The organism is Marinomonas spartinae (assembly GCF_016461715.1).
Classification (GTDB): domain Bacteria; phylum Pseudomonadota; class Gammaproteobacteria; order Pseudomonadales; family Marinomonadaceae; genus Marinomonas; species Marinomonas spartinae_A.
Map to the genome: position 1 here is coordinate 73,667 of NZ_JAEMUI010000022.1, position 12,232 is coordinate 85,898.

A 12,232-nucleotide genomic window follows, 5' to 3' on the forward strand; every position below is an offset into this window, starting at 1 on the left:
ATATTATAACAATATAGCTTCATATGGGAATTATTATTGCAGTATAACAATAATGATTTTCTAAAATAGGCATTATCGTCTTAATCATTAGCGTCTACACTGTGGAAACTGAAAGGGATGAAGGCTTTTACTGTCCTTAATCCTATCAATCCATTCTAGTTTTTTAGTTAAAACGTTAATGATTAACACAAGACTTGGGAGAAGATAATGAAATGTAAAGCTGCTGTTGCTTGGGGACCAGGCCAACCTCTTAAAATAGAAGAAGTTGATGTGCAAGATCCACAAAAAGGGGAAGTCTTAGTGCGAATGGTCGCAACAGGCGTGTGTCATACCGATGCTTTTACACTTTCCGGTGAAGATCCTGAGGGCGTTTTCCCTGCGATTCTTGGTCATGAAGGCGCGGGTGTTGTTGAAGCCGTTGGTGAAGGGGTTACTAGCCTTAAAGTTGGCGATCATGTTATCCCACTTTACACAGCAGAGTGTGGCGAATGTAAGTTCTGTAAGTCTGGTAAAACCAACTTGTGTAGTGCCGTCCGCGAAACACAAGGTAAAGGCCTAATGCCAGATGGCACGTCTCGTTTCAGTATTAATGGCGAGCCGATTTATCACTACATGGGAACGTCTACTTTTTCTGAATACAGTGTCGTTCCTGAGATTTCACTGGCGAAAATCCACGTTGATGCACCGCTAGAGAAAGTATGTTTGCTAGGTTGTGGTATCACCACAGGTATTGGTGCGGTATTGAATACGGCGAAGGTGGAAGAGGGCGCAACGGTTGCTGTCTTTGGTCTTGGTGGTATCGGTTTGTCCGTTATCCAAGGGGCACGTATGGCTGGAGCGTCTCGTATTATCGCGATTGATGTTAATGAATCGAAATTTGATATGGCGAAACAATTTGGCGCCACTGATTGTGTTAATCCGAAAAACTTCTCTGATCCCATTCAACAAGTCATCGTTGATATGACCGACGGTGGTGTGGATTACTCATTTGAGTGTATCGGTAATGTACAAGTGATGCGTTCTGCCCTTGAGTGCTGCCACAAAGGTTGGGGTGAGTCGATCATCATTGGTGTTGCAGGCGCAGGCCAAGAAATCTCTACGCGTCCATTCCAATTGGTCACTGGTCGGGTTTGGAAAGGGTCGGCTTTTGGTGGCGTGAAAGGTCGTAGCCAATTGCCAGGTTATGTAGAAGATTATATGAATGGTAAAATCGAGATTGATCCCTTTGTGACTCATACCATGCCCCTTGAGCAAATTAACGAAGCGTTTGACTTAATGCACGAAGGTAAGAGTATTCGTACCGTTATTCTTTTTGATAAGTAAGCTTTTCGATAAAAAGTGACGACCTGCGCATGACGAACGTGTTTACTCATACATAGTTAACAGTCGGTTTATCGTGCGCGGGTACAAATTTAACGAACAAGTACCCCATTTATTCGCACCGCTTGCTCAAGTGGTGGGAATGAGAAGGAGAAGAATATGGAATTATTATCCAGTACGAAAAGCTTTGGTGGTTGGCTAAAACGCTATCGCCATGAAAGCCTGTCGGTGAAAGGGGAGATGACGTTTGCTATTTACCTGCCACCTCAAGCAGAAACTCAAAAAGTGCCTGTTCTCTATTGGTTATCTGGCCTGACCTGTACGGACGAAAACTTCACCCAAAAAGCGGGGGCTTTCCGTAAGGCGGCCGAGCTTGGTTTAGCTATTGTCTGTCCAGATACTAGCCCGCGAGGGACCGAATACCCCGGTGAACATGAAAGCTACGATTTTGGCTCAGGAGCGGGCTTTTATGTGAACGCTACGGTTGCACCTTATTCCAGTACCTACCATATGTACGATTATGTGGTTCAGGAATTGCCACATTTGATCGAAGCAAACTTTCCGGTCACGGAAAAACGCTCTATCTCCGGTCATTCTATGGGCGGTCACGGTGCCTTGATTTGTGCCCTGAAAAATCCAGGCAAATATCAGTCCGTCTCGGCTTTTGCTCCTATTGCGAATCCGACAAATTGCCCTTGGGGCGAAAAAGCTTTTACAGGGTATTTGGGGGATGACAAAGCCAGTTGGAACGAATGGGACGCGACATTGCTTGTTGAAAAGGCAAGTGAACGCTTACATTTACTGATCGACCAAGGTGAAGCCGACAACTTCCTAGAAGAGCAACTCAAACCAGACGCGCTTCTTGAAGCCTGTGAAAAAGCAGATCACCCGATTACCCTACGTCGCCAACTTGGCTATGACCACAGCTACTTCTTTATCGCCAGCTTTATTGATGACCACCTAGAGCATCATGCGAAAGCATTAAATTGATGTTGTTTTTCCTTTTATTGGAATCTGCAAAAAACGAGCTACGGCTCGTTTTTTGTTCTTGAAATGGATTAAAAAATTCCCGATACAGCGAGTAGCGAGCCAAATAACATAAAGAAAATTCCTACGAGTTTATTTCCAGTGTTTGCTGCTTTAGGCGATTTTATTCTTGATGACAAATATTCTGCAACGAAGGCGTAGATAGATAAGGTGGCAAATTTAATGAGCACGCTGCTGAGTACCAAAATGATAAATAGCTGTAGATTAGGCGTTCCATGGCTTTCAAATTGTGGCAGCAAGGCCGAAAAATAGATTATGGCTTTCGGGTTGCTTATACCGATAAAAAAGGATTGCCGCCAAAGCTTCCAGAATCCTTCTTTTCTCATATTGGCTTCATCACCTAGTTTTACGGATTTTTTGGTAAAAGATTTAAATCCTAAATAAATAAGGTAAATCGCACCGAGTATTTTTAGTCCGCTAAAGAGTGTTGGGTGTTGGGAAAAAAATATGTCTATTCCTGCAGATGATATTAGCCCCATGATACATATCGCTAACACATCACCTGTAAGAACAAAGATGGCTTGAAATTTTCCATATCTAATGACGTTGTTTATGAGGTTTACAGTCGATGGGCCGGGGCTTCCTGTTTGTATTGTTGTCAGGCAAATAAACACCAACCATACGCTAATGGTCATCGTTTTCTCCAAGTCAATTGATAGTTTTTGGAATTGGTTAGAGACGCAATCAGTCAAGCAGTGGCTATCTCGTACTTGATTATCGGTGGATTTTTACCTTGTTAAAATGGATAGAGTTTTGTTAATTTAAGTATACAGAATCGTATTCTATGACCTCTGTATACCTTGTTTTTATCTCCTGTGTATGTTTTTGAGCTTTATGGAGCAACCAGTTACCATGCCTCAATACGTTGATATTGCGAATGTTATTTCTGATCGGATTCAAAAAGGCTTTTATCGCCCTGGAGAGAAGCTGCCTTCTATGAGAGAAATTTGTACTTCGTTTAGTGTTAGTCTTGGTACAGCACAAAACTCTTATCACTTTCTAGAAGAAAATGGCTTGGTGATTCCTATTGAAAAAACAGGCTATTTTGTTCGTCAAGGCCAATTAGCAAGTGGCCATTTACCTAGTGTTCAGCCAGTTACTCAAGAACCTGTAGATATTAAGAACTGGCATAGCATTCTAGAGTTAGCTGCAAGCTCTCCTAGCGACGGTGTACTTCAATTAGGACGTGGTATGCCTGATGTAGATTCTTCTTCATTAAAGCCTTTGCTGAAAGCGCTTAGTCAAACGGGTAGAAGCACCGATAAACGAGCACTCTACTACGATGATATTTCGGGCATGAAAAAGTTAAGAGAACAGATATCTCGAATGCTAATTGATTCAGGTTGTGATATTGCTGCGGAAGAATTAATTATTACTAGTGGATGCCAAGAGGCGTTGTCTATTGCTATTCGAGCTGTTTGTGAACCAGGGGACATTGTTGCGATTGAGTCACCAGCTTTTCATGGTGCAATACAAATTTTACAAGCCTGTGGCGTCAGAGTGTTAGAAGTGCCAACTGATCCTATAACAGGTATAAGTATTGAGTCATTAGAGATGATTCTCGAACAGTGGTCGGTGAAGCTGATTCAAGTTACGCCCAATTGTAATAACCCCTTAGGTTTTATCATGCCAGAAGAACGCAAAAGGGAGCTGCTCAATTTAGCCAAGAAATACAATGTGATGATTCTGGAAGATGATATATATGGTGATTTGTCCTATCGCTACCCACGTCCTTTAACCATAAAGTCAATGGATATGGACGGCAGAGTACTACTTTGTGGGTCTTTTTCAAAAACCATTGCTCCGGGACTGCGCATTGGCTGGATTGCACCAGCACGTTTTTTTGACCGTGTTTTGTATATGAAATATACAGGAACAGGCAGTACTTCGAGTGCGGCACAGATTGCGGTCGCAAGCTTTATAGAAGATGGACACTACCTACTTCATTTAAGAAAAATGCGCGCTATGTACCACAGAAATTTACAGCAAACGGTCGAATGGATAGGAGAATCGTTTCCTACTGGAATAAGAATGAGTCAGCCTCAAGGCGGCTATATTTTATGGGTAGAATTCCCTAAAAACTTTAATGCTAATGCTTTTAATAAAAGCCTTTTACAGAGAAAAATACAGGTTGTCTCAGGTAGCATTTTTTCATCTTCAGAGCGTCATGGTCACTGCATAAGAATCAACTTTGGACACAAATTAGCGCTTCTTAAAAACGGTATACGAACAATGGGTGAGCTGCTTAAAAATGAATCATTTTATGGCTCGTAACATAATTTGGTGTTAGGTCTAAAACTCATTTTTCAAGCAAAGGAATGTAAGACATATAACTTGTATCTTACAAATGTCTGTTGGTTCTTTAGCTTGGTGTTGGGATAAAACCCTACCTACGGTCGAGATCTGTTTTTGGATATTATTTGCTAACTCAATGACTTAGAGGATAAATGAGTATGATTGTGTATCGTCAAGCAGCAGTGGCTGAGCTTTCAGCGCTGAAAACATTACTCTGGGACCAAGGTCCTAATGTGTGGAATTATTTGACCGAAGAGGGGGTTGAGGCGGAATTCAAGTTGATTGAAGAGGGCTCGGCGATGGCGATGGTGGCAGAGGATGCTGATAATAAGCAAATCATTGGTTTTGCAGTGTTAATTGATGGATCCGTTAGCCCTGCCTATTTGACCCAGTATTTTGATCTCCACGCGCTTTGTTTTATCGGCGATGTGGTGGTGTCTCAGGCCTATTCTGGTCAGGGTATTGCGACCAAGTTGCTTGAACTTTGCCTTGAACAAGCGAAAAAGAAACCAGTGCAAGTGGTATTGATTGAGCGACATGAAGAGAACCTAGCCTCGGCGGGGATGATGAGAAAAGCAGGCTTTCAGGTGATTGATACTTTCCACGATCCCGAAAAACGCTCATCTGGCTCAAGAAATACCGCAATTTTGGCGTACAAAATAGCTTCTGTTTAGCAGTGTTAGGTACTGTCTATCACTATCCTTAGAAAACGCCCTATGAGGGGAGGGCAGACTAGCCTGTGAGAATAAAAGCGACGCCGGCAGCGTAAAATACAATAGGGTATATCCACTTAGGTGGGCGCTCACGAAGATGCTGTAGTATCAGCGCAAGAATGACCCCACCAACCATGTATAAAGGCACAACTTGCAGCGACGTGTAGTGTCGCATGTCATCAGGTAGATAATAGAAGTAGAAGGTCTGATAAAACAGCAAAGAAAAGCCGTTAGCGAGAATTTCCAGTATTGGCCCATCGATGCCAGACGCTAGACCTGTCAGCCAGTAGGGGCGCAATTGGCATTTTTTGTGCGTTAGCACATAGTGCAGGCAGTATTGGTAAAAGCCATATACAGGCCAAGTGATGAAGTTCAGGGCGGAGGTGTAACCATCATGAATGGGCCAGACATGATATTGCCAGAGTGGTTTTCCCATGACCAGATAATACAGCTTACCAAGAACCACCTCACCAACAATCGCAATGAGGAAAGTCGCGGCCATGGATAGGAGTAGTTGGTAAACATCAATACGAACCCAATGCTTGACGAGTAATGAACTGAGTAGATAAAAAATAGTCACGCCAACGAGGGAACCAGATACCGCTAGTTGTAGCAATTCGTCCATTCGAACTGGATTCCTTGTTTATAGATACATTGCATTATTTCGTTTCTTTTAGTCTGTTTTCCAGTTTGTCGCACAATGCTTCTAATACCGCGATGCGAGCGTAGTGTTTGTTGTTGGCGGCGATCAATGTCCACGGCGCATAATCAGTACTGGTATGAACCACCATGTCGTTAACGGCGCTTTCATAGGCTTGCCAGTGGTTGCGGTTGCGCCAGTCTTCTTCCGTGATTTTATGCTGCTTGTAGGGAATGTTTTCACGGGCTTCAAAACGTTTTAGTTGTTCTTCTTGATCGATATGCAACCAGAATTTTAGCAATAAACTGCCGTGATGGATAATTTGTTCTTCAAAGTTATTAATTTCTGTGTAGGCGCGTCGCCATTCATTCTCGGTTGCGAAGCCCTCTACACGTTCTACTAACACACGTCCATACCAACTTCGATCATAAATGGTGTGTTTGCCTGAGGCGGGTATATGGCGCCAGAAACGCCATAAATAATGGTGAGCCTTTTCTTCATCTGAGGGAGCGGCGATAGAGATAACTCTGGCGATACGGGCATCCACCGCCTGCATAATGCGTCGAATAGCACCGCCTTTACCTGCCGCATCCCATCCTTCGAATACCAAAATAAAACTGATGCCTTTATGATAAGCCTGCCAGCTCAGCCGAGTCAGTTTTTCTTGTAGCATAGCCAAGTGTTTGCTGTTGTTATCAGGCTCTTCAGATGGAGGTTGTTTTAACTGGCTTAAGATTGTGGGTTCAGTTATCAGTTCTTCTTTAGGCGTTTTAGGGGCATCTGTTGGGGCTTTTTCAGACGTCTCAGTGGTTTGTGAAGGGGTATTTTTCTTTGTGTCCTCCTCTTTCGGTAGAGTGGCTAGGTGGCTTTCTGCGGTCTCGATGATTTGTTTAACGACAGTGAGATCTCGATAATAATTATCTTCAGATTCAACAACATACCAAGGAGCGATGGCTTGATCAGTTAGCCGAATAGCTCTTTCTGCGGCATGAATATAACGTGGGTAATGGGTCAGAATTTGAAAATCTGCCTGGGAGCTTTTCCAGCCTTCTTTCTGGGCGGCTTTGAGTTCTTTTAGGCGTTGCTTTTGTGTTGATTGAGAGGAGTGTAGCCAGAATTTGAGGATTAAGGCGCCATCTCTGGCTAATGTGGTTTCTAGTGCTAGGATGCGCTGCATATGGACATCAAAGGCGACTTTCTTTTGCTTCTTTATCGCTCGTTTGATGAGTTCGCCACTGTACCAAGAACCAAAAAATAAACCGATGCGGCCACGGGCTGGGAAGTTTCGCCAATAACGCCAAAAGCGTGGTCGGCTGGCTTCCGCCTCGGTTTTGGCGCCAAAGCCGTTTACCTCTAATCCACGGGTATCAAACCATTGATTGAGCAGGTTGATAACATCGCCTTTATCTTTGTTGTTAACGCCCTCGAGTAGAATATAGACGGGAACGTTGGCTTGTTGCAGCGCGAATTGGGTAAGCAATAGTTTTTCACGAAGAATGGGCTCTTGCTCTTTATAGTCGTGCTTACTGATAGATCGTCCTAACTCGGCTGCTTCAAACATGGATGACTCACTTATTCAGATCGTGAAATGGCTTTACTCCGAAGAGTAGCATAGGACATGACAACAGTGACAATGATTAGTCGCAGGCTGAGTGAATGAGCTGACAATCATCAGCATCGTCGACGGAGAAGGGGTCTTTATAGCAGGATCACTTGTGATTGCTTGTCGTTTTGTAGGCAAGAGCGTGGTTCAACAGCGTTCTTGCCTACCGTTAGGTTCACCTATTCTTTCACTTCAGGTTTAACGAACCATTCATAGCCTTTTAGCATGCCATGCCAATAGAAGGGCGGTAAGATTTCTTCTTTTAATAACCAAGCAAAATTAGTGGGTTTGGTGCCATCGTTGATCCATTTTGGAAAGGTGGGTAAAAGCTTCCCACCATAGCCAAATTCTGCCAAGACGATTTTGCCGCGCTCAACGGTGAGTGGACAGGAACCATAACCATCGTAAATGGCTTTCATTGGACGATTTTGTAATGCATCGGCAATGTTCTGGGCGACGACCGGAGCCTGTTTACGAGCGGCGGCCATGGTTTTGGCATTAGGCGTGTTGGAAACATCGCCCAGTGACCAGATGTTGGCAAATCGAGTATGTTGTAAGGTCTCCTTATCTACCTCGACCCAGCCAGCCTCATCGGCAAGGGGACTGTTGCGAATAAAGTCGGGTGCACATTGTGGTGGGCAAACGTGCAGCATATCAAATTGGGTTTCAATGATCGTGGGCTCGCCGTTTTTGTCTTTTGCCGCGAAATATGCTCTTTTGTTTGGCCCATCGACTTTCACCAAATTGTGACTGAAGTGAGTGTTGACTTGGTACTTTTTAAGATAGCTTTCAAGAGCGGGTACATAGGCTGGTACGCCAAAAATCACGCCGCCAGCATTATAAAAAGACGTTTTGATGTTCTTGTGATTGCCGTTTTTTAACCAATGGTCGCATGATAAATACATGGCTTTTTGTGGCGCGCCAGCGCATTTTATGGGCATAGGAGGCTGGGTAAATACGGCATTTCCGTCTTTTAAGTTTTTTACCAATTCCCAAGTATAAGGGGCCAAGTCATAGCGATAATTGGAGGTGACGCCATTCTTTCCAAGAGTCTCAGATAGTCCTTCGATGGCATCCCAGTTGAGTTTGATTCCAGCGGCAACCACTAAAAAGCGGTAACTGACTTGCTGACCGTTATCGAGAACCAGCTTGTTTTCGTCGGGTAAAAAAGAGCTGACGGACTGTTGAATCCAAGTACTATTGCGGGGGATGACATGGGCCATTTTTCGGTGAGTTTTGGCCGCTTTGAATACGCCGCCGCCAACGAGGGTCCACCCCGGTTGGTAGTAATGGCTGTTGGCAGGGTCAATCAGGCAGAGTTTAATGTTGGATTGACGCTTTAGCAAGCTCGCAGCGGTTGCTACGCCTGCGGATCCTGCGCCGACAATAACAACATCGTATTGCGGGGAGGGTGATGCGGAGGCAGCCGCTTGGGGTTGAATGGTCGGTTCTTGGCTAGCTTGCCAGATTTGCGTTGAACGATTACCTGTCCGACAGTATGCGTGAACGTTCTGTGCCCCTTTTATCGCCTGTTTGAATGCCTCAACGTCTTCTGGTTGCATTTGGCCTCCAGAAAAGGGGATGTGTATCGCCGAGATATTATTAGCGTTGGCCTGTTCGGCCACTTTGGCAAAGTTAAGTTGCCCTTCCTCCTCGTTGTCAGGTCGATTACAGATGATCAGTGTGACGCCTGATTTTGCTAGGGTATTGACATCGTCTAAACTGATTTGTTCAGACACGGAATAGTGGTCTGTGATGGCTTTGCGCAACATGCTCTTCTCTCTCTTTTTTTGTCGTTATATGTATGTTTGCCGCTCTTTGGTGTGCCTGTAATGCGATTGCTCTTTATTGACGTCTTATGTAAAAGCGTTTAATGGAATTTTTAAGTAAGACAAACCATTTTCTTCTGGATTAGGAAGGTGGCCCGCTCTCATATTCACTTGCAGCGATGGTAAAATAAGACGTGGCATGGCTAGGGTTTTATCTCTACTTTCCCGTAAATGGACAAAAGTTGCCTTGTTAATATCTTGTTTGACATGGATATTATGGTCACGCTGAGTCTTGATGTCTGTTTGGTATTCCAGCTCACGTCCATTTGGACAATAGTCGTGACACATATAAATTCGATAGTCCTCTGGGAGGGCGAGGATTTTTTGAATGGAATCATACAGGGTACCAGCATCGCCTCCTGGAAAGTCAGCTCGTGCTGTTCCTGCATCGGGCATAAATAAGGTATCCCCAACGAAAACCGCATCACCTAGTACATGGGTAAAGCATGCCGGTGTATGGCCGGGTGTATGCATGGCAGTACATGGCATTTTGCCGATATAAAATTGTTCGCCATCTTTGAATAAATGGTCAAATTGAGAGCCGTCGTGTTTAAACTCCTGGCCTTCGTTAAATACTTTGGCAAAGGTGTCTTGCACAATACTGATTTGCTCACCGATACCTATTTTCCCACCTAATTTTTCTTTAAGGTAAGGCGCGGCGGAAAGGTGATCTGCATGAACATGGGTTTCAATTAACCATTCTACGGTTAGTTTATGGGCCGTAACATACTCAATAATGTCGTCAGCGCTTTTATAAAAAGTGCTGCCAGAGGCATAATCGAAATTCATGACGCTGTCGACAATTGCACAGTTCGACGATTCAGGGTCCTTTACGACATAAGAAAATGTACTGGTGTCTTTTTCAAAAAAAGCCGCCACTTCGGGCTTCATTACTGTGTTAGTTGTCATCTCACACCTCACTGATTGATCACTGGTCTAATAGCATGCTGATTTATCTTATTAAGATTGATAGAGCAGAAAACATGCCAACGCTTTTTATGTTATTTAGTGAGTTGAAAAATAAAGACTTTTATTTTTTGTGATGATCGCTTTTATTGAAATAGCATTGACCAACGTCACATCTATTGTCATATTTGTCCTTGGTTTTGACAAAAATGGCGAGGTTTGTGTATGGATATCATTGCGTCTGATTCACCGTCTCTTGAAGGACTTACGAGCATGCTCGAAGGGTACGATTGTCCGGCGATTCTGGTATCGGTGGATTATCAAATTCTCGCGATTAATCAGCATTATCGAGAAGAATTTGGTGAGGTTTTATTACAAACCAAACCGCGTTGTTTTGAGGTATCCCATGGTTATAACGTCCCTTGTGATGTTGCTGGAGAAGATTGCCCGCTTGCGGCAACTCTAGACTCCGGTCGTAAAGAACGAGTTCTGCATATTCACCAAACGCCAAGAGGCAAGGAGCATGTGGATGTAGAAATGCTGCCTATTCATGATAGCCAGGGTAAGTTGTTATTTTTTGTCGAGTTACTGCGAGCTGTGGCCGTAGCCAGTGCTGAAAATGGCAGTAAAACGCTAGTGGGTTCTAGTAAGCCTTTTAATCTCATGTTAGAAAAGGTGACCCGAGTGAGCCAGAGCGATGCATCTGTATTGCTGCTAGGGGAGTCGGGAAGTGGTAAAGAGCTCGTGGCACATGCTATCCATCAAGGCAGTGACAGAGCGAAGAATTCGCTTGTTACCTTAGAATGCGCGGGGCTAACCGACTCCTTGTTTGAAAGTGAATTGTTTGGTCATGTTAAAGGCGCCTACACAGGGGCGTATAGCAATCGCACTGGGTTAGTGGAGTTAGCGAACGGTGGAACGCTATTCTTGGATGAAATTGGCGATGTCCCACTGTCGATGCAAGTCAAGCTACTTCGTCTAATTGAAACGGGTTCTTTTCGGCCTGTTGGCTCCTCAAGTACCAAGCATACGCGTTTTAGATTGATCTGTGCGACCCATAAAAACCTCGCCAAAATGGTGAAAGATGGGGCGTTTCGTCAAGACTTATACTATCGAATTAATGTCTTCCCTATTTATGTTCCATCATTGCGTGAACGACGTGATGATCTGGCGTTGTTAATTAGCACATTATTAAAACGAATTAGTCATCGTAAGGAATATCATCTTACGGATTCTGCGTTTCATGTATTAAAGCAATATGACTTTCCTGGCAATATTCGCGAGTTAAGTAACATTCTCAACCGTGCCACCATATTGACGGATACGAATGTCATTGAACGCAGTACGATAGAGGAATGCCTGATTATTGATCAGGAACTTAATCAGGACGTTGCTGACCAGTCTACGGGGTGTGTGGATGCTAAACAGTTGAATGATTCAGAGAGGGTATGGGTAGATTTGAAAACAGCTGAGCAGCTTTATTTATCTGATTTACTTTCCTTTTATAACCATGACAAGGTGAAAGTAGCTGAAGTGGCTGGCATTAGCTTGCGTTCTCTCTATCGGAAGTTGCAATAGCCAATCAATCTGGCTGATAAACCTTTGTTTTACCTTTATGGATCTCATTACTTGCTTCGGGGAAGATGAAAATCGCTGACATCTCTTATCGCTTCTCTCTTCCTTTACAAATGCCATCAATCTGTCATGAAAACGTAATTAATTGTATGGAAATAATAAATTAAGTTTAATTTTATGGTTATGTTTAATTTTATTTTTTCCTATTGTTTGCTACAGACTAAACATTTAAATCTATTTGTTTAATTTTTTTCCTTTCTAATAAATTATTTCTGAATCACTAAGCTTATGAATTCATTAGGTT

10 protein-coding genes are annotated in these 12,232 nt (G+C 43.5%); 5 read left to right on the top strand and 5 right to left on the bottom strand.

What is annotated here, in order from left to right; all coding sequences use genetic code 11:
• Positions 1 to 207 precede the first annotated feature (207 nt).
• Positions 208 to 1,323 carry an S-(hydroxymethyl)glutathione dehydrogenase/class III alcohol dehydrogenase gene (locus JHD45_RS18020; RefSeq protein WP_199477890.1) on the top strand — a complete coding sequence of 372 codons (1,116 nt, stop codon included), beginning with the start codon at positions 208 to 210 and terminating at the stop codon, positions 1,321 to 1,323.
• A 156-nt stretch (positions 1,324 to 1,479) separates the two neighbouring features.
• On the top strand, positions 1,480 to 2,310 hold the full coding sequence (gene fghA, locus JHD45_RS18025; RefSeq protein WP_199477891.1) for an S-formylglutathione hydrolase: 831 nt from the start codon (positions 1,480 to 1,482) through the stop codon (positions 2,308 to 2,310).
• Between the two features lie 68 nt (positions 2,311 to 2,378).
• Here the strand turns inward: fghA and JHD45_RS18030 are convergent, their stop codons facing one another.
• A complete protein-coding gene (locus tag JHD45_RS18030) occupies positions 2,379 to 3,002 on the bottom strand; it encodes a LysE family translocator (RefSeq protein ID WP_199477892.1) in 624 nt (207 codons plus the stop codon).
• A 217-nt stretch (positions 3,003 to 3,219) separates the two neighbouring features.
• Between JHD45_RS18030 and JHD45_RS18035 the strand changes: the two genes are divergently transcribed.
• The gene (locus JHD45_RS18035) at positions 3,220 to 4,641 is read left to right on the top strand and encodes a PLP-dependent aminotransferase family protein (protein ID WP_199477893.1); all 1,422 of its coding nucleotides are present in this window, start codon (positions 3,220 to 3,222) and stop codon (positions 4,639 to 4,641) included.
• A gap of 179 nt (positions 4,642 to 4,820) precedes the next feature.
• Positions 4,821 to 5,336: a GNAT family N-acetyltransferase gene (locus JHD45_RS18040; protein WP_233407916.1), complete on the top strand. Its 516-nt coding sequence runs from the start codon at positions 4,821 to 4,823 to the stop codon at positions 5,334 to 5,336.
• A gap of 58 nt (positions 5,337 to 5,394) precedes the next feature.
• Here JHD45_RS18040 and JHD45_RS18045 read toward each other — a convergent pair whose 3' ends face one another.
• From JHD45_RS18045 to JHD45_RS18060, 4 genes are all read right to left on the bottom strand, one after another.
• Entirely contained in the window at positions 5,395 to 6,000 is a 606-nt protein-coding gene (locus JHD45_RS18045; protein WP_199477895.1) for a hypothetical protein, read from the bottom strand.
• Positions 6,001 to 6,034: 34 nt separating this feature from the next.
• Positions 6,035 to 7,576, bottom strand: a complete 1,542-nt coding sequence (pap, locus tag JHD45_RS18050; RefSeq protein ID WP_199477896.1) for a polyphosphate:AMP phosphotransferase — start codon at positions 7,574 to 7,576, stop codon at positions 6,035 to 6,037.
• 221 nt (positions 7,577 to 7,797) lie between these two features.
• A complete protein-coding gene (locus JHD45_RS18055) occupies positions 7,798 to 9,390 on the bottom strand; it encodes a bifunctional protein tyrosine phosphatase family protein/NAD(P)/FAD-dependent oxidoreductase (protein ID WP_199477897.1) in 1,593 nt (530 codons plus the stop codon).
• Positions 9,391 to 9,474: 84 nt separating this feature from the next.
• Positions 9,475 to 10,356, bottom strand: a complete 882-nt coding sequence (locus tag JHD45_RS18060) for an MBL fold metallo-hydrolase (protein ID WP_233407917.1) — start codon at positions 10,354 to 10,356, stop codon at positions 9,475 to 9,477.
• 222 nt (positions 10,357 to 10,578) lie between these two features.
• On the opposite strand from JHD45_RS18060, the gene JHD45_RS18065 reads away from it, so the two are divergent.
• Positions 10,579 to 11,931: a sigma-54 interaction domain-containing protein gene (locus JHD45_RS18065; protein ID WP_233407918.1), complete on the top strand. Its 1,353-nt coding sequence runs from the start codon at positions 10,579 to 10,581 to the stop codon at positions 11,929 to 11,931.
• The last annotated feature ends 301 nt before the right edge of the window (positions 11,932 to 12,232 follow it).